We start from the raw sequence: 21,579 nt of genomic DNA, 5'->3' as shown, positions 1-21,579 counted from the left end.
ATGAGTGGGCCGGCGATCAATATCAACTCCGGTGGTGGGCCGGGGAGCGGGACCGGTGCGGCGCCGTTGATGCCGGGGCCGTTGAAGCAGGCGGATGCGGACAAGGCCGGGAAGTTGTTGGTGCCGGCGCAGCGGCAGGCGTTGATGCAGAAGAAGCCGATTTGTGCAGTGTGCGAGAAGGCCCGATTGGAGGCATTAAATGCAAACGCCTGACAGGTCGCTCGCAGACCAACTCCCCCGCGACCTCCCATGGAACAAAACAGTCGCGTTGCTGCTGGATGGCGTCAGTGTCGAACAGTTGCCCAGACAGCTGTATACGTGGTCGAGCGCTCCGGATTTCGAGCCTCTTTATCTGGGAACTCGCTGGAGTGAGTTGAACGATATTTCGCCGTGTCTCATACGCCTGAGCGGACAGAACGACCCGATTTTTCAGCAGTTTCTGACAAACTCGGATCAAGAGTGGGGTTATCTGGTATTCAGTGATCAATCCTGGGATTCCGTGGTAGATCACTTTCGCTGGCTGATCTGCGTTACCCATCCACAAGGTACCGAGGTGCTCCTGCGCGTAGCCGACCCCGCCGTTGTGCATGCTCTGCTTGATCAAACAGAGCAACAGGATGCCCGACTGTTCGGCCCCTGCTCAGAGATACTGACTGCTGATACGGCGTTGCAATGCTGGCATCAACACCATCGCCCCCAGAATGCCCCTGCGATTTCTCACGTAAAACCGTACCAACTCAACGACTCACAAATCGCACTGCTGGGTGAAGTCAATTTCAGATCCGTAGTCTTGCGCCTTGACCAGCATATGCAGGAATACTTTCCGACGTTTCAGGCGCATCTGCAAAAACCGGAGCGCTGGAAATACCTCAATGAGCTTGCCTCACAGTCCTATGAGCGAGGCTTTTGCAGTGAACTGGATATCACGCTCTATGCCAACCTCCATGGCTTCCTCGGCGTAACGGCATTGAAGGAACATCCGGACCTCAATGTTTTACTTGAAACGACTTCAGAGCAAACACCTACACAGCGATTGGAGCATATAGCGAGTATCGCCAAGGAAAGGGCTGAAAGCCTGCAAAGGAATCCAGGATGACGACCACTGCCTCCCCGGGAAAAAATCCGAATAACGTCAGTGCCAGCCGCGAAGATGCCAAGTGCTCCACGGGAGCCTGTTGGCTGATGAAAGGCAAGATTCAATTGATTCCCTTGCGCTACGGGCTGGTCGATGGCAAGGCGTTGGATCCATCAAGTGAAGTGCCTGTCCCTTATACGCTCGCCACCCGCCCTGTGGGCATACGTCTGTTGCGCGATGGCTGGCTCTATGTGATCGACAGTCAGAACGGCGAGCTGTCGGAATATCGAATCGTTGATGGACTGGTCAGCGCAATGCTCTGGCAAGGCACTGAAGTTCAAAGCGATATGCGGGACAAGCCAATCAGGAAACCGGTACTGGCGTACTCGACCCGCAGCACGCTTTATGTCACTTACTCAGAAGTGCAATGGACCGCGAAAAAGTGTCGCCAGGTGCTTAAAAGTGAATCTGAACGCAAGTTCTTCATGCAGGCCGTCAAGCTGAGTCAGGCCAACTGCGAAACGGGCGGCCCAAGCCTGTTGACGCCCGCTCTTGCCGAGCGTTGGCTGGCCGAGGTCGCGACTGCTCGCGTACAGAGTGAGCAGAATGCTCAGGATGAGGCTGAAGCAAAAGCTGTCGAGGATGCCGAAAACGCTGAGCGGCGCAAACGCAATGAACCGGAAGAAAAAGCCACGTTCATTCCTTCAGTCAAGGTCTACTCCTACCCGGAAGAAGAGCGGGTGCCCTATCTGTGGGAAAAACCTGCGTACTTTCGTGAGTCGTCCATGAATCCTCTGAGTGGCTGTATTGAAGCCGAATATCAACAGGACGTTCTCTACCTCGTGGTCGAGGATCATATTGGCGTGCTTCGTGACCTTGCCAATTATCAGGATCAGGTGGCCGACTGGATAACCGCCTGGGCTAACGGCGGAGCGCAAGAGCAAGCCAACGAGCGTGACTATCTGCTGGCCTGCTATATCGAATCCCTGACCCAACTGACCCGCGAGGATATGGGGAGCCTGGGTGACTCAAGTGACGACCCAGCCATCAAGTTGATGCTCGGCGACCTGGAAAAGATGAAGGAACCCGAGCAAGGCACTACACGCCAGGCCATACTCGAATACCTTAACAAAGGCGGGTTGATGACTCCGCCGAAAGGAAGTCCGGTACCCCCTGAACTTGCCAGATTGCAACGGCAGGCGCTGGATCATGCGTCGCAAGTAGCCATGTATGGCGGTTCCTCCGCCGGGCAGATCGTCGCCAGTCAAGAAATCGAAGGCACCGATCGCAGCTATTACACGCGCGAACATTTCAGCGGCTGTCCGCAAGACTTCGTCGACAAACACTTCGAAGCGTTGCTGAAGCTCGGCAGAGAGCAGGATCGCCGGATCAAGGACGCTCTCAATGGCGCGAAAATGGGCCAGCGTGGCATCAATGATCTGATTGATCGTGAAGCGATGGACAACGCCTTGTTCGAGCATCGTGCGTCCCTCAAGCGTTGGAACAAACTGCTTGAGCACATTACAGCTGATCGAACGGCAATGCTGTGCGCCGGGCGCTTTCACAAGTCTGCCTGGTACTACGACCCTCTGATCGCCAAACAGGTCGGCCAGTCGTTTGCGACCGAATACGCTTGCCTGAAGGATATTTGCCGCAGTGATGAAGCCTGCGATGCGGTTCTGAAATTCCTTGAGAAGGAACCACAATTCAGCCGCCCCATGTTTTATGCACTGCCCTACAGTGAACAGACGGCTCTCTGGGTTCAATATGCTTTCGCGCAGGCAGCGGGTATCACGTTGTTCAACAGCGCGCCCGAGTATGTGAAAAGCCTCAAAAAAATCGAAGAACACCGTTTGCCTGCCCTCGATCAGCTACCGGAAGATACTCGCGCGGTAGCCGATGCCGCCCAGCAGACAATGAGCCCGGCGCTGAGTCGTGGCATGGAAAAAGTACTGGCCGACTTTGATCAGGTGCTCAAAGGGCAGGCGATGCCTGATCTTGATCAACTGTTCCGGCGCCTGCCCAAGGCATTGCCGACTCGAATTCTGGATGCCGCCAGGCGCGAGGGCGTGACCTTTACCATAGCGTCGGACGCCGAAAGAACTGCGCTCAAAAGCACGCTCAAGGATCTGCTCGAAGAACAGACACACCTGCAAGAACTCAATCGCAAGCGCAACCAGGTCAAACGCACGTCAGGTCACAAGTCGCCGAAAGCTCAACAGCTTCAGGCTGAAATAGAACTTGCCCGAAAGCAGCTGGAAGGTACTGCAGCTCGACTGGCCGGCGGCCTCAGCCCTATTGGCGACGTGCCGGATAACAGCGTTCGATTGTATGGAGCGACACCTGCGCGCGCCGGTATTACTGTTGTCTTCCCCCCGGCGAACCAACAGGAAATATCGGGTTTGATGAAGAACTTCCGCAACGGTGTAAAAGCAGCACCGAAACAGAATCTGATGGGAGATGGGGCGGCGTTATTATTGTTTGTTGTGCAGGCGTTGAATTTGCGGCAGGTAGCCATAGAGACGTTCAACCAGAGCAAAAACAAGCGCGTATTAACACCGGTAATCAATGCTGCGGTGGCCACGGGCGCAGCGGGCTTTGCTGCTGCTCAAGGCATTTTCGATACAGCATTGACCGCTCGCAGCAACCTTCTGGCAAAAGGCTTGCAAAATCATGCGATAGGAAACCTCCAGGTCCAGATGGGCAAACTGCATGTCGGCTTGGGAGCGATGACCTATCTGTTGGGGGTTTACGCTGCCGGTGCCAGCCTCAAAAGCTATCAAAGCAGTTGGGAGCAAGCCGTTCGCAGCGGAAACGACGGGGCTCAGACTGGGGCGATCATATCGATGGCCGGCTCTGGTGGGTTGCTGGCAAGCAATACTTATGGAATGGGCAGCACTCTACACGCCACTTACTCCGTACTTGCGGCAGAACAAGGAGCAGTCAGAGCCGCGGCGTGGGCTGCCTCAGGCGCCCGTTTATCAAGCGTATTCTTCCGTGCGAACCTGGCCGGGGCCTTGTTTACGGCCCTGGAGCTGGGTGGAAACTATGTTTACAACTACTACAACACCAGTGCGCACGACCAATGGTTGCAAAGCACACCATGGGGTCAGGACGCGAGCAAACGCAAATTTATGAGCCTCGCCCAATACCAGCGCTCTCTGATAGAGGTTACGCAGGCGCCTTCAGTGCAGGTGGGTCGCGTCGAATATGACTCCTGGTGGAAAAACCTTTTACTCAGAGCCAAAATCGGTGACATCCATCTGCTGCTTCCAGGGCTTGATACGGCAGCGTTTACGGCACCTCTAGCAGGCAAGGCCAGTCATCAGTTGAACATCGGGGCGTACCGCATCAATTCCATCCTCATCGATCGGGCACAGACCACAGAGCGCTGGGAAATTCTCAGTGAGCCTGTAGTGGCCGGAATACGTCGCGTGGAAGACAACCAAATGGTTCTCTGCATCGAATACCCGCAGACCAATGAACGTATAGTGGGTAAATCTGGTGAAGAGTTGATGCTTGTCGTAGCGATCCAAAGCACCAGCTCCAGCGGGCAACCTCAGCAGAGAACCCATTACATTCGTCTTGATCCGAGGGGCACGGGTGCTTTCCCTTCGTTAGATCGAGTGCCACCTCCTCCTCACGCACCTCTGCTCCCCGTGGAGCCTCTGATGCTGGAATCTGCTACGCATGTCTGAAGCCCTTGTATCGGAGCCGTTCGATCCGAAAAAAACGAAACGCTACCGTGCCGGAGATATCGAGCACTTTCCCTTGGGCAGCACGACCTATCTGGCACCTTTGCCGTTGCCCACTGACTCAACGCCACACAGCCCTCACGTGAGTGATCTCAACGATACGTATCTGGATTTCGGTGGCGGCAAGCCTCAAGTGTTCTCCTGGCAAATGACACTGGGTGGGCCATTTACTGCTGCGCTCTTTATTGTTTTGGGTATTCCGCTGCTGGTCGGACTCATCGTTGCGACGAGCGGTTACGCATCGAAGGACGCTTTGGAGTTCAGCTCGGATCTTTTTATTGCTACTCGAGAGCCCGCCATCTGGATGTTTCTCTCCGGCCTGGGCATCGGTCTCACCGTGTGGTTTTACAACCACAGAAAATATACCAAAGTCATACCGACCCGTTTCAACCGCCAGCGCCGGGAAGTCTGCTTCATGCCAACGGGCGCCGAGGCGCCGGTCTTCGTCCCTTGGGAATCCCTTTGCGCCTGGGTCGTCCAGGCACAAGGCGCCAGCCAATACGGGGTACGTCGCCAGTACGGCATGGGTATGGGTTTTGACCATCAAGGACAATGGGTCAGTGTTGAATTCAGGTGCGGTGGGATGCCATTGGCGATTGCCCACTGGGAAGCCGTTCGCGCGTATATGGAATACGAAGTCCACGACCTCAAAAGCATTCAAGACCCCATGGATTTGCAAGGCCCCGATGATCCGCCCCACGAAGGCATGCACACCTTGCGCAATGCCCGAGCGCGCCTGCATCGCCGTATACGTGAAAAGGAAGTCGGTTGGACTTACGCCTTTTTCTGGTATCTCTACCACGCTATGACGTTCTGGACCTTGCCCAACCTTCTTGTCGAATGGGAAGTACGTCGAATCGCAAAAGTCGGGCGTAGAGCATTGCCTGATGCCATGCGCTCCTGGTCCGAGCCGCTGCCTGAAGAACAATGGGCAAAGCCTAGCGAAGACCTTATCCGTTTGAGCGAGGAAGTTCGAGCGCTAAAGCGGCGCACACCCCAACGAGCCATTACTGAGATCTTTGCCCAGGTTTATTTGAATAAGGGAAGTGGCAAGAAACGTGCGTAGTCATGCCACTCAAGACAACAGGGCTGCACTGATGCAGCCTTGACTCAATAACTTAGAGGGTCGCCACCCTCACCTGCCTCTCCAACTCGGCCTTCAACCCCGGCTCCAGCTTCAACTGCTTCGCCAGCTCATCCAGATACGCCTTCTCCATGAAGTTCTCCTCATCCACCATCATCACACTCGCCACGTACATTTCGGCGGCCATCTCCGGTGTGCTCGCCGCGCGGGCGACGTCGGTAGGGTCGAGGGGTTTGTTGAGTTCGGCGTGAAGCCAGTGTTTGAGCTCCTGATCGTTGTCGAGCTTGGTGAATTCACCTTCAATCAGCTGGCGTTCGCGGTCGTCGATGTGGCCGTCGGCTTTGGCGGCGGCGACCAGAGCCTTGAGGATGGCCTGGCTGTGTTGTTCGACTTGCGCCGGTGGCAGGCGATCGAGGGTTTGCGGTTCGCTCTGCGGGGCGGTGCCTTTCTGGGCGTTCCAGTTGCCGTAGGCTTTGTAGGCGATCACGCCCAGTGCGGCGAGGCCGCCGTAAATGGCGACTTTACCGCCAACCTTGCGGGCCTTTTTGCTGCCCAGCAACAGGCCCATGGCGCCGGCCGCCAGGGCACCGCCGCCTGCGCCTGACAGCAAACCGCCAAGTGCGCCATTACTGGAGGATCCGCCAAGCAAGCTGCCCAAACCACCGGCCGCCGGTTTGTTCTGTGCCCCGCCCGCCTTGTTCTGCAGCAGATCCTGGCCGGACTTGAGGAGTTGATCGAGCAATCCACGGGTGTTCATGTTCCGCCTCCAAACAGGGGTTATCCGGATCAATAAGGCCCTCAGCCTAGTTCGAAAGTGCCCGTCGTTTGGGTGCGAGTGTGCTTCCAGATGTTGCCTGGCCCTCAGCAGCCCTTCGCGAAAATAGATATACACTCGAGGCAATCTATAAAAACCGCCCACCGGGTAAACCTTCCATGATGACCTTGCGTCAGATCCGCCATTTCATCGCCGTGGCCGAGACCGGCTCGATCTCCGCCGCCGCGCAGACCGCGTTCATTTCCCAATCGACCCTGACCCTGGCCATCCAGCAATTGGAGGAAGAAATCGGCGTCAGCCTGTTCAACCGCCACGCCAAGGGCATGACGCTCACCCATCAGGGGCACCAGTTTCTACGCCAGGCGCACTTGATTCTGGCAACCGTGGACAACGCCAAACGCAGCCTGCAACAAAGCACCGATCAAGTCGCCGGGCAGTTGATCGTCGGCGTGACCAGTCTGGTGGCCGGTTATTACCTGGCGGATTTGCTCACTCGTTTCCAGCGTGCGTACCCCAACGTCGAGATCCGGGTGATGGAAGACGAGCGGCCGTACATCGAGCATTTGCTGGTCAGCGGCGAGATCGATGTCGGGGTGTTGATCCTCTCCAACCTCGAAGACCGCCACGCCTTGCAGACTGAAGTGCTGACTCATTCACCGCACCGTTTGTGGCTGCCGGCCCAGCATCCGCTGCTGGAACACGACAGCATCAACCTCGCCGACGTCGCCCGGGAGCCGTTGATTCAACTGAACGTCGACGAGATGGATCGCAATGCCCAACGCCTTTGGCGCGGCGCCGGACTGCAACCGAAGATCACTCTCAGAACCGCGTCCACAGAGGCGGTGCGAAGTCTGGTCGCGGCAGGCCTGGGCGTGTCGATCCAGCCCGACATGACCTACCGCCCATGGTCACTGGAAGGCGACATCATCGAAGCCCGACCAATTGCCGACCTCAACCAGACCCTCGACGTCGGTCTGGCCTGGCGCCGTGGCACCGCACGCCCTGCGCTGGTCGACCCGTTCCTGACTGTGGCCCGCGAACAGCCCCACGGCGGACGCAAGCCATCTATTTAATCGAATGCCACCTTCAGTATTTAGAATTTGTCGACCCCGGAGCCGCGCACTAGTCTTGCTGCATCTATAAGACGGTCGGCTCCCGGAACAGGGAGCAACATGGCCATACAAGAAAAGAGATCACGGAAAATGGCTGGCGCGCAGACCCACATGCACACCGCGTTGCTGATCGACGGCGAACTGGTCGCCGGGCAAGGATTTGTCGAACCAATCCTCAACCCGGCCACCGGCGAAGTCCTGACCCAGATCGCCGAAGCCAGCACCGAGCAAGTCGAAGCCGCCATCCTCGCCGCCCACCGCGCCTTTGCCGAGTGGTCACGCACGACTCCGCAACAACGCTCCAACTTGCTGCTGGAAATCGCCAGCGCCGTCGAAAAACACGCCGATCACCTCGCCCGCCTCGAAGCCCTGAACTGCGGCAAGCCGCTGCATCTGGCGCGGCAGGATGATTTGACCGCCACCGTCGATGTGTTTCGCTTTTTCGCTGGCGCCGTGCGCTGCCAGACCGGCCAGCTCAGTGGCGAATACGTGCCGGGCTACACCAGCATGGTGCGCCGCGATCCGATTGGCGTCGTCGCCTCGATTGCACCGTGGAACTACCCGATCATGATGGCCGCGTGGAAGATCGCCCCGGCCCTCGCCGCCGGCAATACGCTGGTGTTCAAGCCGTCCGAGCACACGCCGCTGTCGATTCTGGCGCTGGCTCCGGCACTGGCCGAGATTCTGCCGCGCGGGGTGATCAATATCGTCTGCGGTGGCGGCGAAGGGGTTGGCAGTCACCTGGTCGGTCATCCGAAAGTGCGCATGGTGTCGCTGACCGGCGATATCGTCACCGGCCAGAAAATCCTCCAGGCCGCCGCCAAAACGCTGAAACGCACCCACCTCGAACTCGGCGGCAAGGCCCCGGTGATCGTCTGCAACGATGCGGATCTCAAAGCTGTGGTCGAAGGCGTGCGCACTTATGGCTATTACAACGCCGGGCAGGATTGCACGGCGGCTTGCCGGATCTACGCCCAGGCCGGGATTCACGACAAATTGGTCGCCGAACTCGGCGCGGCGGTCAGCAGCCTGCGCTTCGCCGGCAAACGCGACGCCGACAACGAGATAGGCCCACTGATCAGCACTCGCCAGCGCGACCGTGTGGCCAGTTTCGTCGAGCGCGCCCTCGGTCAGCCGCACATCGAACGAGTGACCGGTGCGGCAGTGCATTCCGGCGCCGGGTTCTTCTATCAGCCAACCCTGCTGGCGGGTTGCAAACAGAGCGATGAAATCGTCCAGCGCGAAGTGTTCGGCCCGGTGGTGACCGTGACCCGCTTCGACGAACTGGCGCAAGCGGTGGACTGGGCCAACGACTCGGAATACGGCCTCGCTTCGTCGGTGTGGACGCAGAACCTTGATAAAGCAATGCAGGTCGCCGCACGCCTGCAATACGGCTGCACCTGGATCAACAGTCATTTCATGCTGGTCAGCGAAATGCCCCACGGCGGGCTGAAACGCTCCGGTTACGGCAAAGACTTATCCAGCGATTCGCTACAGGACTACAGCGTGGTGCGGCACATCATGGCACGCCACGGCCAGCATCTCTGACTACGCTAATAACAAGCCGACCACGGCATGCTTCACCGCGTTCACAACTACCCCGACCATAATTTAAAGAAGAGGGTTCACCATGTTCGTGCACAAGACCGCACTGCTCAGTGCAATCACCACGGCCCTGCTGGCCAGCGCCAGCCTGCAGGCCGCCGAGCCGCTGAAAGCCGTCGGCGCCGGCGAAGGCCAGCTGGATATCGTCGCCTGGCCAGGCTACATCGAACGCGGTGAAAGCGACAAGGCCTACGACTGGGTGACCGGTTTCGAGAAAGAAACCGGCTGCAAGGTCAATGTGAAAACCGCTGCCACGTCTGACGAAATGGTCAGCCTGATGGCTAAGGGCGGTTACGACCTGGTGACCGCGTCGGGCGATGCATCGCTGCGGTTGATCGTCGGCAAGCGTGTGCAACCGATCAACACTGCGTTGATCCCGAACTGGAAAACCCTCGACCCACGCCTGAAAGACGCGCCGTGGTACGTGGTCAACAAGGAAACCTACGGCACCCCGTACCAGTGGGGCCCGAACGTGCTGATGTACAACACCAACGTGTTCAAGACCGCGCCGACCAGCTGGAACGTGGTGTTCGCCGAACAGAATCTGCCTGACGGCAAGTCGAACAAGGGCCGTGTGCAAGCCTACGACGGCCCGATCTACATCGCCGACGCGGCGCTCTACCTGAAATCCACCAAGCCTGAGCTGGGGATCAAGGACCCGTACCAGCTCACCGAAGATCAGTACAAAGCTGTGCTCGAACTGTTGCGCGCCCAGCAGAAGCTGATCCACCGCTACTGGCACGACACCACCGTGCAGATGAGCGATTTCAAGAACGAAGGCGTGGTCGCATCCAGCGCCTGGCCGTATCAGGTCAACGGCCTGATCAACGATAAACAGCCGATCGCCTCGACCGTGCCGAAAGAAGGCGCCACCGGTTGGGCCGATACCACCATGCTGCACGCCGAGGCCAAGCACCCGAACTGCGCCTACAAGTGGATGGACTGGTCGCTGCAGCCGAAAGTCCAGGGTGATGTGGCGGCGTGGTTCGGTTCGTTGCCGGCGGTTCCGGCGGCGTGTCAGGGCAGTGAGTTGCTCGGGGCCGAGGGTTGCAAGACCAACGGGTTTGATCAGTTCGACAAGATCGCTTTCTGGAAAACGCCGCAGGCTGAGGGTGGGAAGTTTGTGCCGTATAGCCGGTGGACGCAGGATTACATTGCGATCATGGGCGGCCGCTGACTCGCCGCCCTAGCCCGATCGTTCCCACGTCGAGGCGTCGAACCGTCCGCGTGGGAATGCATCACCGGACGCTCCGCGTCCATTCGCAGGAGCTGACGCAGAGCGTCACGGGCTGCATTCCCACGCGGAGCGTGGGAACGATCAATTCGAATACTGTTTTTCAGAAGTCCAGGCAGGGCCGCTGCGACGGCCCTCGCCTTTTTGGAGCACCGCACCATGACGCTTGCAGTCCAGTTCACCAACGTTTCCCGGCAGTTCGGCGAGGTGAAGGCCGTTGACCGGGTTTCCATCGATATCCAGGACGGCGAGTTCTTTTCCATGCTCGGCCCTTCCGGTTCGGGCAAGACCACGTGCCTGCGCCTGATCGCGGGGTTCGAGCAACCGAGCGCTGGCTCGATCCGCATTCACGGCGCCGAAGCCGCCGGTTTGCCGCCCTATCAACGCGACGTCAACACGGTGTTTCAGGATTACGCGCTGTTCCCGCACATGAACGTGCTGGACAACGTGGCCTACGGTTTGAAAGTCAAAGGCGTGAACAAGAACGAGCGCCACAAGCGCGCCGAAGAAGCGTTGGACATGGTCGCCCTCGGCGGCTACGGCGCCCGCAAACCGGTGCAGTTGTCCGGCGGTCAGCGTCAGCGTGTCGCCCTCGCCCGCGCGCTGGTCAATCGCCCGCGCGTGCTGTTGCTCGACGAACCGTTGGGCGCCCTCGACCTGAAGCTGCGCGAACAGATGCAGAGCGAACTGAAGAAGCTGCAACGCCAGCTCGGCATCACGTTCATCTTCGTCACTCACGACCAGACTGAAGCACTGTCGATGTCCGACCGTGTGGCCGTGTTCAACAAGGGTCGCATCGAGCAGGTCGACACCCCGCGCAATCTGTACATGAAACCCACCACGACGTTCGTCGCCGAATTCGTCGGTACCTCGAACGTGATTCGCGGCGATCTGGCGCGACAGCTCAGCGGCCATCCACAGCCGTTTTCGATCCGCCCGGAACACGTGCGTTTCGCCGAAGGCCCGCTGGCCAGCCATGAAATCGAAGTCAGCGGTCTGCTCCACGACATCCAGTATCAGGGCAGCGCCACGCGCTATGAACTGACCCTGGAAAATGGCCAGACCCTGAGCATCAGCCACGCCAACAATCAGTGGATCGATAGCAGCGCGCAACACCAGACCGGTCAGCGCATCAGCGCACGCTGGGCGCGGGAAGCGATGATTCCGCTGCACGACACCGTTGCGAGCGGGGTGTGACATGACCGCCCTCGCCCTCCCTCAATCGGCGCCGTTGCGCAGGTTTTCCAACCTGCTGTATCGCAAACCGAACCTCTATCTGTCGATGCTGCTGGTGCCGCCGCTGCTGTGGTTCGGCGCGATCTATCTGGGGTCGCTGCTGGTGCTGCTGTGGCAAGGTTTCTACACCTTCGACGACTTCACCATGGCGGTCACGCCCGACCTGACCCTGGCCAACTTCGCCGCGCTGTTTCAGCCGTCGAACTTCGACATCATCCTGCGCACCCTGAGCATGGCCGTCGTGGTGTCGATCGCCAGCGCCATCGTCGCGTTCCCGATTGCCTATTACATGGCGCGCTACACCACCGGCAAGACCAAGGCGTTTTTCTACATCGCGGTGATGATGCCGATGTGGGCCAGTTACATCGTCAAGGCCTACGCCTGGACGCTACTGCTGGCCAAGGGCGGCGTCGCGCAGTGGTTCGTTCAGCACCTGGGGCTAGAACCGGTTCTGCAATTCATTCTGGGGATTCCCGGGGTCGGCGGCAGCACCTTGTCGACCTCGCACCTGGGCCGGTTCATGGTGTTCGTCTACATCTGGCTGCCGTTCATGATCCTGCCGATCCAGGCCTCGCTGGAACGCCTGCCGCCGTCGTTGCTGCAAGCCTCCGCCGACCTCGGGGCCAAACCGCGCCAGACTTTCATGCAGGTGATCCTGCCGCTGTCGGTGCCGGGTATCGCGGCCGGTTCGATCTTCACCTTTTCGCTGACCTTGGGCGACTTCATCGTGCCGCAACTGGTGGGCCCGCCGGGCTACTTCGTCGGCAGCATGGTCTACGCCCAGCAAGGCGCGATCGGCAACATGCCAATGGCTGCTGCATTCACGCTGGTGCCGATCGTACTGATCGCCATTTACCTGTCCATCGTCAAACGACTGGGGGCCTTCGATGCACTCTGAAAAGGCCTCAATTGGCTTAAAAATCGCAGCATGGGGCGGGTTGGTGTTTCTGCACTTCCCGATCCTGATCATCTTCCTCTACGCCTTCAACACTGAAGACGCAGCGTTCAGTTTTCCACCGAAAGGCTTCACGCTGCATTGGTTCAGCGTGGCGTTTTCGCGGCCGGACGTGCTGGAAGCAATCAAGCTGTCGCTGCAAATTGCGAGCATCGCCACGCTGATTGCCATGGTCCTCGGCACCCTCGCTTCGGCGGCGTTGTACCGCCGGGACTTCTTCGGCAAACAGGGCATTTCGCTAATGCTGATCCTGCCGATTGCCTTGCCGGGGATCATCACCGGGATCGCGCTGCTGGCGACCTTCAAGACGCTGGGGATCGAGCCGGGGATGTTCACCATCATCGTCGGCCACGCGACCTTCTGCGTGGTGATCGTCTACAACAACGTCATCGCCCGTTTGCGCCGTACCTCACACAGTTTGATCGAAGCGTCGATGGACCTCGGCGCCGACGGCTGGCAGACCTTCCGCTACATCATCCTGCCGAACCTCGGCTCGGCGTTGCTCGCCGGCGGCATGCTCGCGTTTGCGCTGTCGTTCGACGAAATCATCGTCACCACCTTCACCGCCGGCCATGAGCGCACCTTGCCGCTGTGGTTGCTCAACCAGTTGAGCCGCCCACGGGACGTACCGGTGACCAACGTCGTGGCGATGCTGGTGATGCTGGTCACCATGCTGCCGATCCTCGGCGCCTACTACCTGACCCGGGGTGGCGAGAGCGTGGCCGGCAGCGGCGGCAAATGATTTCCCTGACCTTTCCCACCCTGAATTTGCAGTAGAAAGAGGACAACAACATGCAAACCAAACTCTTGATCAATGGCCAACTGGTCAACGGCGAAGGCCCGGCGCAACCGGTGCTCAACCCGGCGCGTGGCGAAGTGCTGGTGGAAATCAACGAGGCCAGCGAAGCCCAGGTCGATGCCGCCGTGCGCGCCGCCGACAGTGCCTTCGCCGAATGGTCGCAGACCACGCCGAAAGACCGTTCGCTGTTGCTGCTCAAACTCGCCGACACCATCGAAGCCCACGGCGAAGAACTGGCGAAACTGGAATCGGACAACTGCGGCAAACCCTACAGCGCTGCGCTGAACGACGAGATCCCGGCGATAGCCGACGTGTTCCGTTTCTTCGCCGGCGCCAGCCGTTGCATGAGCGGTTCGGCCGGCGGCGAATACCTGCCCGGCCACACCTCGATGATCCGCCGCGACCCGGTGGGCGTGATCGCCTCCATCGCGCCGTGGAACTACCCGCTGATGATGGTCGCCTGGAAAATCGCCCCGGCCCTCGCCGCCGGTAATACCGTGGTGCTCAAGCCGTCGGAACAAACCCCGCTGACCGCGTTGCGTCTGGCCGAACTGGCGTCGGATATTTTCCCGGCCGGTGTGCTCAATCTGGTGTTCGGTCGTGGGCCGAGCGTGGGCAGTCCGCTGGTGACCCATCCGAAAGTGCGCATGGTGTCGCTGACCGGCTCGATAGCCACCGGTTCGAACATCATTTCCAGCACCGCCGACAGCGTCAAACGCATGCACATGGAACTGGGCGGCAAGGCCCCGGTAATCATCTTCGACGACGCCGACATCGACGCCGCAGTCGAAGGCATTCGCACGTTCGGCTTCTACAACGCCGGTCAGGACTGCACCGCTGCGTGCCGGATCTACGCCCAGCAAGGCATCTACGACAAATTCGTCGAGAAGCTCGGCGCAGCGGTCAGCAGCATCAAGTACGGCTTGCAGGATGATCCGTCGACCGAACTCGGGCCGCTGATCACCGCCCAGCATCGCGACCGCGTGGCCGGGTTTGTCGAACGCGCCGTGGCGCAACCGCACATTCGCTTGATCACCGGTGGCAAGGCTGTGGACGGCAACGGTTTCTTCTTCGAGCCGACCGTGCTGGCCGATGCGCAGCAGGACGACGAAATCGTCCGCCGCGAAGTGTTCGGCCCGGTGGTGTCGGTGACCAAGTTCACCGATGAAGCCCAGGCGCTGGAGTGGGCCAACGATTCGGACTACGGCCTCGCTTCCTCTGTGTGGACGGCGGATGTAGGGCGCGCCCATCGCCTGTCCGCCCGTTTGCAGTACGGCTGCACCTGGGTGAATACGCACTTCATGCTTGTCAGCGAAATGCCTCATGGCGGTCAGAAACTGTCCGGCTACGGCAAGGACATGTCCATGTACGGGCTGGAGGACTACACCACGGTTCGGCATGTGATGTTCAAACACTAAAAGCATTCCCCCGGCTTCAAGGCAGAAACCGGTCATCTGCATCACCAGGCATTCAAAACAATAACTACCGATCCGGGCGGCGCTCAACAGGCCCCGCCACGGTTTCGGCCATCCGAAATCTGCCGATTTCACGGAGCAAACACACATGAGTGCATCACCCGATCTCTCAGCCGCCGTTGCCGACAGCGATGCCGAACAACTGCGCCAACTGGGCTACACCTCCAACTTCAACCGCAGCATGAGCCTGTGGGAAAACTTCGCGCTGGGCTTCACTTATCTGTCACCGGTCGTAGGGGTTTATACCCTGTTCGGCCTGTGCCTGGCCGCTGGCGGGCCGCCGATGTTCTGGGCTTACTTGCTGGTCGGCTGCGGGCAACTGCTGGTGTGCCTGATCTTCGGCGAAGTGGTGTCGCAGTTCCCGATTTCCGGCGGCGTTTATCCTTGGGCACGTCGCCTGGTGGGCAAGAAATGGGCATGGATGGTCGGCTGGATCTACTCCATCGCCCTGTGCGTGACCATCGCCGCCGTTGCGGTCGGCGCCGGCCCGTACCTCGCGGCCATGCTGGGGTTTGAGCCGAGCAACAACACCAACATCGTCATCGCCCTGGTGCTGACGCTGTTCGCCACGCTGGTGAACCTCAGCGGCACCAAGGTGCTGGCGCGGATCGCCATGTTCGGCTTCCTCTGTGAACTGGTGGGTGCGGTGATCGTCGGCGTGTACCTGCTGATTTTCGAGCGCCACCAACCGATCAGCGTGCTGTTCAACACTTTCGACATCAGTGTCGATGGCTCCTATCTTCCGGCGTTTCTCACCGCGTCGCTGGCGGGGATGTTCCTCTACTACGGCTTCGAGGCCTGCGGCGACGTGGCCGAAGAAACCCCGAACCCGAGCAAGAAAATCCCGGTGGCCATGCGCATGACCATCTACATCGGCGGCATCGCGGCGATGTTCGCTTGCCTGGCGCTGATCCTCGCCGTGCCGGACATGCAAGCGGTGATCAACGGCACCGACAAGGACCCGGTCACCACCATCCTCAACAACGCCTTCGGCCCGATCGGTTCGAAAGTGGTGATGGGCGTGGTGATGATTTCCTTCATCTCCTGCGTCATCAGCCTGCAAGCGGCGGCGAGTCGTCTGCTGTACTCCTACGCTCGCGATGAAATGGTCATCGGTAGCCGACTGCTGAAAAAGATTTCTCCTACGACCCAGGTGCCGGTTGCTGCGCTGTTCGTGTCCGGCGTCCTGCCCGGCCTGATCATCGCCCTCGGATTCTTCCTGCAAGACGCCGTGGCCACCATCGTCAGCTTCGCCGCCATCGGCATCTACCTCGCGTTCCAGATGATCGTCCTCGCCGCCCTGTACGCCCGCAGCAAAGGCTGGAAACCGAGCGGCAAATTCACCCTCGGCGCCTGGGGCTGGCCGGTGAACATCGGCGCGCTGGTGTACGGCGTCGGCGCAATCATCAACATGGCCTGGCCACGCACGCCGGATGCGGTGTGGTACATCAATTACGCGATGGTGCTGAGCACGGCGATCGTGATTGGTCTGGGGCTGGTTTACATGTGGATTGGCAAGCCGTATGACCACGGCAAAGCGCCGGCGGGAGACGCCTGGTCAATTTGATTTCGCAGTGCTTTTCGGCGAGATTACCCGTCGCGTCGAAAGGCACCGAATTCAAAATTTCAAGGAAGTCACACATGCAGATCAGCCAAGGGCAACGGTTGCCGTTATCAAAGATTCTTCAGGGACGCGCACTGACGCTCTCGATCAGGATCGACGCCGCGCAAGTGATCGACTTCGTCTGCTTCGGCGTCGATGCGCAAGGCAAGCTTTCGGATGACCGCTACATGGTCTTTTTCAATCAGCCGAGTACGCCCTGCGCCAGCATCAGGATCACCGATGGCGGCCGCTTCGCCATCAACCTCGATTCGCTCCCAGCATCGATCGAGCGTCTGGTGTTCACAGCCTCAATCGACGGCGCTGGCGCGATGAAGGACATTCTCGCCAGTAGCTTCGAAGTGCTCAGCCCGGTCGGCGAGACGCTTGCAACTTGCCCGTTCTCGGGGGCCGATTTCACTGGCGAGAAGGCGATCATGGTCGCCGATCTGTATCGTAAGGACGGTGAGTGGCGCATCGCGGCCAACCTGCAAGGTTATGCCGAAGGTCTGGATGCGCTGGTTCGACATTTTGGTGGTGAAATTGCTGAAGAAGCACCACCGGCGCCGATATCAGCGAAGGTCTCTCTGGAGAAACGCGTCGGCGATGCTGCCCCGCAATTGGTCAGCCTGGCCAAGAAAGCGCAAGTCAGCCTGGAGAAAGCCAACCTCACTGAAACCAAAGCCCGCGTGGTGTTGGTGCTCGACGCAACCGGCTCGATGAACGGCCAGTATTCCCGTGGCCGGGTGCAGGAAGTGCTCAACCGGGTCATCCCGCTGGCCGTATCGTTCGATGAAGACGGCGAACTGGAATGCTGGGCATTCGCCGAGAAACCACTGCAACTCTCCCCCGTCACGCTCAGCAACTATGAGCGTTTCATCGACACCGACAGCCAAGGCTGGAAGAAATGGAATGTCGGCGGTCGCTTCAACGATGAACCGCGAGTCATCGAAAAAGTATTGGCATCGTTTCAGCAGTCCGATGAGCAGACGCCAATGTTCGTGATTTTCATCAGTGACGGCGGCGTGTCGAAAAACCGCGAAATTACCAAACTGATGGTAGACGCTGCCAAGCAGGGGATTTTCTGGCAGTTCGTCGGCATCGGCGGCTCCAACTACGGTGTCCTGGAAAAGCTCGACACCCTGAGTGGACGTGTGGTCGACAACTGCGGCTTCTTCGCACTGGATGACTTGCACGACATCAGCGAAGAACAGCTGTACGACAAGTTGATGGCTGAATTCCCCTCTTGGCTCAAGGAAGCCAAAGCCAAAAACATCATTCGTTGACCGACGAAACGCTCAACACCTCAGGCACATCGCAAGCGCGGTGTACTGCACGTTATCCAAGGAATAGGGATCTCAATTGAATCAGTCACTCAAGCCCGGTGAAAACACCAATCTCAGCCTCGCCCAAGGGCGGGTCGTGGTTACGCACGCGGCAGGCGCCAATCTGGACGTCAATCTGACCGCGTTTCTGCTTGGCGACACCGGCAAGGTGCTGGATGACAGCGGCATGGTGTTCTTCAACGTTCCTGAACATCCGTCCGGCGCAGCTACGTTTGCAGCGCCGATGGTTCAGGGAAGTGTGATCAGTCACAGCATCAGTTTCGATCTGGCGCGCCTGCCGGCCAACATCACGAAAGTTGCCATCACCCTGACGCAAGACGGCAGTGCCGGTGGGTTTGAAGCGGTCAAGGACCTGCGAGCCACGGTGATTGCCGGTGCTCAAGTGCTGGAATTGGCTCCCGAGCCTTTCGCCAAAGAAACCGGGATCATCGTCCTCGATTTGTACGTGCGCAATGGCCAGTTCAAGGCGCGTTCGGTATGGCAGGGTTTCGCTTCGGGGTTGGCGGGGCTGTGTGGTTTGTATGGTGTTGAAGTCGAAGAAGAAGCACCACCTCCGCCACCAGCCAAAGCCGTCAGCATGCAAAAGTCGCTGATTACCCTCGACAAGGTCGGCAGCAGCCACAAGGTTTCGCTGGAAAAAGGCCCGTCCGCACCAAAATTCATTCGCGTCAGTGCCACTTGGGTGGATAACGGTGACGACTGCGACAACGACGACCTCGATCTGCGCATCGGCATCCTGCGCCCTGATGGGCGGATGTCGATCATCCAGGCACCGGACAAACGTGGCGAGTTCGATCTCGATCCTTACGTGTTCCACACCGGCGATGTAATGAGCGCGAGCGCCGGCGAACCGGCGGTGGAGACCGTCGACATCAACCCGGCGATCTCGCAGCTCATGGGCGGTAAAGTGGCGCTGGTGTGCAGCGTGTACTCAGCGGTCGACAATGGTGCGGTGTCGGTGGCCTCGCTGAAACCGAAAATGCGCATGGAATACGGCAACCAGGTCGTCGAGTGCGCTTTCGAATTCCCCGAAGATCATGATGATGAGGATGAGGACTACAGCGACATGATCTACACCTATGTGATCGGTCTGATCGAAATCGACCAAGAGCACATCGTGCTCAGCCCGTCCGGCGCCACCTCCGAGTCTTGCAGCGAAGCCACGCCGTGGCTGACCCGCAACGGCGAAAAACTCAAGCTCACAATGGATGGCCCCGAAGTGTTCAAGGGCGAGCCACTGCAAAACAGCGGTTCGAAACGCTACGTTTGAGCCAGCCACTCTGACTGCCCGCGCTGCAACTTTGCTCCGCGGGCATCACACTCAGTCCAGCACCGAGAGCTCCATTGGCAACACCGGCGTAAAACGAGCTGAACGATCAAGCTTGACCCGCGCGCCGTACGCGTTGAGCGTCGCCGCCGGGTCAATTGCTTCCAACTGATCGAAGTCCAGTGAGTCCCACTGCGATCGTGTTACCAATGCGGAGATCACATAATGTTCTTCGCTTACACCGTTCGCGGCGTTATTACGCTGGATGTAGCCAGACGCCAATACCTTGTCGATCCCCGGTAGCAAAGCAAACACTTCGCCAATTACCCGAAACAGCGAGCCATGGCACAGCGCAACAAAGTCACGCCGCACCTGTGCATCTGTGCGGTTCTTGAATGTCAGCTTGCCATTGCCCCGCGCCTCCGCAACGCGCCGTGGCACGTCCCCCTCATCCGGTAGATCCACATCAAGTGCGACGCCGGTGACGTCCTGCGAGAACGCGTAAGTGACCTGAGTTTCCTTCGGCCAGGCAATTCCGCTCAACACGTAATTCAATGCCTTCTCCATCTGGGCACTAAAGCCGCGCGCGGCGAGCCGAAAGGTTTTTTCAATCTCGCCGCGCTCAAATTCGTGGGCATCCCGAGTCGCCTGCCAACGATTCAGATCCTCAACATATTGCCGCTGCGCTGCGTCCGCATCACGCGCCATCTTGCCACTGCGCAGCAACATTCGGTCCATCAGGCCTGGGGCTTTCTGCGCTGGTTGCTGCGGCGCCTCGATGGCAAACGGCGCGGGGATCAGCGGCATCGACCCAGGGCGCGGCGTACCCAGGTGCACACCGAGGCAGTCTTCAAGATCGCGATTGATTTTTTCCGCGGCTTTCTCCAGTAACGCCTGAATTGAGTCCGCACGCTCCGACTTCACACGCTTGATGATTGCGGGGGACAACTCGTTGTCATCCATGTCGGTAATCAGCAGCAAACCCTGGTCGCTGACCTTGACCTTCAACTGGCCAGCGTAATCGCCGGCGTTGCCAGTAGCCTGGGGATCAGCGGCACGCGACGGCCGATCAATGCGCTCGCGACAGGACAAGCCGGTACCGGGTAAACCGGCATTCAAGAAAGTGCCGTTGCGCGCCATGGTGAGACTCAAGCCGCGCGGGCCAATCGAGGTGCTGACGCCCGAACCGCTGATGTTGAGGCGAACGCCGGGAATGATCGTGATGCGTTTGGAGAAACGAAACCCCATGAACAGCTCCTTGATCCTGAAAGGCCGGGACATCTATCCCGGCCAGCGCTCTGCAGTTCAGGTTCGGCCGGCGATGTAGTCGTCGATCGAAGAGAACTGCCGGTTACGACACATCCAGCCAGAAAGGAAAACGAACGCCGTCGTTGCAAATACCGCCCATCCCCGGCGGCGACGTGCGTCTTGCCGGGTACGTGCGCCGCCACACAGCAGCAACGCCATCATCAGGAAATAAAAGGTCAGCAAGGCGATTTTGGCAAACAGCGAGAGCAGGAAAAACAGTGACACGCCATTGCTGCGGTAGGTTTGAATGATCACTTGCAGCGACATCAGGCCTGCCAGCACGCAAGCGGCGATCAGCGCGTAATTCTTCGGAATCTCCAGCCAGACGCTAAATACAAAATAAGACCCGATACCCAGAATCGGCGTGATGCTGGTGAAAAGCGCATCGGTGTAGTCCTGATAGATCGTCATCGAGCCACGTCGGTGTAGCCAGATGCAGATCAGCAACAACACCGCCATGCAGAACAGGGCGATCTTCAGATACAGAACGGCCTGATGATTATCCTGCGCGTTACTGTTTGCCGGGACAGGACTTGCCACCGCTGGTACTTGAGCAGTCGCAGCAGGTACACGCGGTTCAGCACGTTTGATATCGCTGGTGGGTGCCGTTCTGGCGGACTGCGGTATCGCGCCGGAGAGTTGATTGAGTCGCTGCGACATTGATGTGCTCAGGCAACTTTCGGTTACGCAGTTATCGCGCAAGCGCAGCCATTCACGTTGCTCGATACGAACCTGATTACGGTTAGCCGCAGAATCCAGCGCACGCACGTATTGCGAGTTCAGCTGTTCATCGAGAAGACTCAGTGCAGTATCGGCACAAATGGATTTTTCCGCGAAGCTCACCGCTTTGGCGCAGTCGAAACTGGTGGCATGGGAGTGCAATGAAATAAATGCGAGCACCAGAGCAATACCGGTGCTTATGCTTGAGCGAGACATGATCGAGTCCTTTCTTG

16 protein-coding genes and 1 pseudogene are annotated in these 21,579 nt (G+C 59.0%); 14 read left to right on the top strand and 3 right to left on the bottom strand.

Annotation, left to right across the window (positions count from 1 at the left end):
- From AC1RME_RS29235 to AC1RME_RS29220, 4 genes and pseudogenes are all read left to right on the top strand, one after another.
- A pseudogene (locus AC1RME_RS29235) lies at nucleotides 1-213 on the top strand (type VI secretion system tip protein VgrG); the annotation flags it as partial.
- On the top strand, nucleotides 200-1,096 hold the full coding sequence (locus tag AC1RME_RS29230; protein ID WP_096819319.1) for a DUF4123 domain-containing protein: 897 nt from the start codon (nucleotides 200-202) through the stop codon (nucleotides 1,094-1,096). The pseudogene AC1RME_RS29235 and the gene AC1RME_RS29230, both read left to right, overlap by 14 nt.
- On the top strand, nucleotides 1,093-4,773 hold the full coding sequence (locus tag AC1RME_RS29225; RefSeq protein WP_176504821.1) for a toxin VasX: 3,681 nt from the start codon (nucleotides 1,093-1,095) through the stop codon (nucleotides 4,771-4,773). The genes AC1RME_RS29230 and AC1RME_RS29225 overlap by 4 nt, the downstream gene beginning before the upstream one ends.
- Nucleotides 4,766-5,896, top strand: coding sequence for a hypothetical protein (locus tag AC1RME_RS29220; protein WP_096819318.1), 1,131 nt, complete (start codon nucleotides 4,766-4,768; stop codon nucleotides 5,894-5,896). Before AC1RME_RS29225 ends, AC1RME_RS29220 begins: the two co-directional genes overlap by 8 nt.
- A gap of 52 nt (nucleotides 5,897-5,948) precedes the next feature.
- Here the strand turns inward: AC1RME_RS29220 and AC1RME_RS29215 are convergent, their stop codons facing one another.
- Complete coding sequence (locus AC1RME_RS29215; RefSeq protein ID WP_096819317.1) at nucleotides 5,949-6,671, bottom strand: tellurite resistance TerB family protein; 723 nt, start codon at nucleotides 6,669-6,671, stop codon at nucleotides 5,949-5,951.
- 176 nt (nucleotides 6,672-6,847) lie between these two features.
- Between AC1RME_RS29215 and AC1RME_RS29210 the strand changes: the two genes are divergently transcribed.
- The 10 genes from AC1RME_RS29210 to AC1RME_RS29165 all read left to right on the top strand — a co-directional run bounded on the left by AC1RME_RS29210 (nucleotide 6,848) and on the right by AC1RME_RS29165 (nucleotide 19,321).
- A complete protein-coding gene (locus AC1RME_RS29210) occupies nucleotides 6,848-7,762 on the top strand; it encodes a LysR family transcriptional regulator (protein WP_007954670.1) in 915 nt (304 codons plus the stop codon).
- Between the two features lie 99 nt (nucleotides 7,763-7,861).
- Nucleotides 7,862-9,349 carry a gamma-aminobutyraldehyde dehydrogenase gene (locus tag AC1RME_RS29205; RefSeq protein WP_096819316.1) on the top strand — a complete coding sequence of 496 codons (1,488 nt, stop codon included), beginning with the start codon at nucleotides 7,862-7,864 and terminating at the stop codon, nucleotides 9,347-9,349.
- Nucleotides 9,350-9,431: 82 nt separating this feature from the next.
- Nucleotides 9,432-10,583, top strand: a complete 1,152-nt coding sequence (gene ydcS, locus AC1RME_RS29200; protein ID WP_096819315.1) for a putative ABC transporter substrate-binding protein YdcS — start codon at nucleotides 9,432-9,434, stop codon at nucleotides 10,581-10,583.
- A 216-nt stretch (nucleotides 10,584-10,799) separates the two neighbouring features.
- Nucleotides 10,800-11,837 carry an ABC transporter ATP-binding protein gene (locus AC1RME_RS29195; protein ID WP_096819314.1) on the top strand — a complete coding sequence of 346 codons (1,038 nt, stop codon included), beginning with the start codon at nucleotides 10,800-10,802 and terminating at the stop codon, nucleotides 11,835-11,837.
- 1 nt (nucleotide 11,838) lies between these two features.
- Nucleotides 11,839-12,774: an ABC transporter permease gene (locus AC1RME_RS29190; RefSeq protein ID WP_007954664.1), complete on the top strand. Its 936-nt coding sequence runs from the start codon at nucleotides 11,839-11,841 to the stop codon at nucleotides 12,772-12,774.
- The gene (locus AC1RME_RS29185) at nucleotides 12,764-13,573 is read left to right on the top strand and encodes an ABC transporter permease (RefSeq protein ID WP_096819312.1); all 810 of its coding nucleotides are present in this window, start codon (nucleotides 12,764-12,766) and stop codon (nucleotides 13,571-13,573) included. Before AC1RME_RS29190 ends, AC1RME_RS29185 begins: the two co-directional genes overlap by 11 nt.
- Before the next feature lie 50 nt (nucleotides 13,574-13,623).
- Nucleotides 13,624-15,048 carry a gamma-aminobutyraldehyde dehydrogenase gene (locus tag AC1RME_RS29180; protein ID WP_096819310.1) on the top strand — a complete coding sequence of 475 codons (1,425 nt, stop codon included), beginning with the start codon at nucleotides 13,624-13,626 and terminating at the stop codon, nucleotides 15,046-15,048.
- Between the two features lie 145 nt (nucleotides 15,049-15,193).
- Nucleotides 15,194-16,672 (top strand): APC family permease, encoded by a 1,479-nt coding sequence (locus AC1RME_RS29175; protein WP_096819308.1) that lies wholly within the window; start codon nucleotides 15,194-15,196, stop codon nucleotides 16,670-16,672.
- Between the two features lie 74 nt (nucleotides 16,673-16,746).
- Nucleotides 16,747-17,991 carry a VWA domain-containing protein gene (locus AC1RME_RS29170; protein WP_096819305.1) on the top strand — a complete coding sequence of 415 codons (1,245 nt, stop codon included), beginning with the start codon at nucleotides 16,747-16,749 and terminating at the stop codon, nucleotides 17,989-17,991.
- A gap of 76 nt (nucleotides 17,992-18,067) precedes the next feature.
- Nucleotides 18,068-19,321, top strand: a complete 1,254-nt coding sequence (locus AC1RME_RS29165) for a TerD family protein (protein WP_493092097.1) — start codon at nucleotides 18,068-18,070, stop codon at nucleotides 19,319-19,321.
- A 51-nt stretch (nucleotides 19,322-19,372) separates the two neighbouring features.
- On the opposite strand, the gene AC1RME_RS29160 is transcribed toward AC1RME_RS29165, so the two are convergent.
- On the bottom strand, nucleotides 19,373-20,566 hold the full coding sequence (locus AC1RME_RS29160) for a DUF4236 domain-containing protein (protein ID WP_493092096.1): 1,194 nt from the start codon (nucleotides 20,564-20,566) through the stop codon (nucleotides 19,373-19,375).
- Nucleotides 20,567-20,623: 57 nt separating this feature from the next.
- Nucleotides 20,624-21,562, bottom strand: coding sequence for a lysozyme inhibitor LprI family protein (locus AC1RME_RS29155; protein WP_493092094.1), 939 nt, complete (start codon nucleotides 21,560-21,562; stop codon nucleotides 20,624-20,626).
- Nucleotides 21,563-21,579 lie beyond the last annotated feature (17 nt).

The sequence above is a fragment of the Pseudomonas sp. GW822-FHT03F08 genome, from assembly GCF_058801265.1.
The sequence above is the reverse complement of the archived record's forward strand: the minus strand, read 5'-3'. Positions and strand labels throughout refer to the sequence as shown.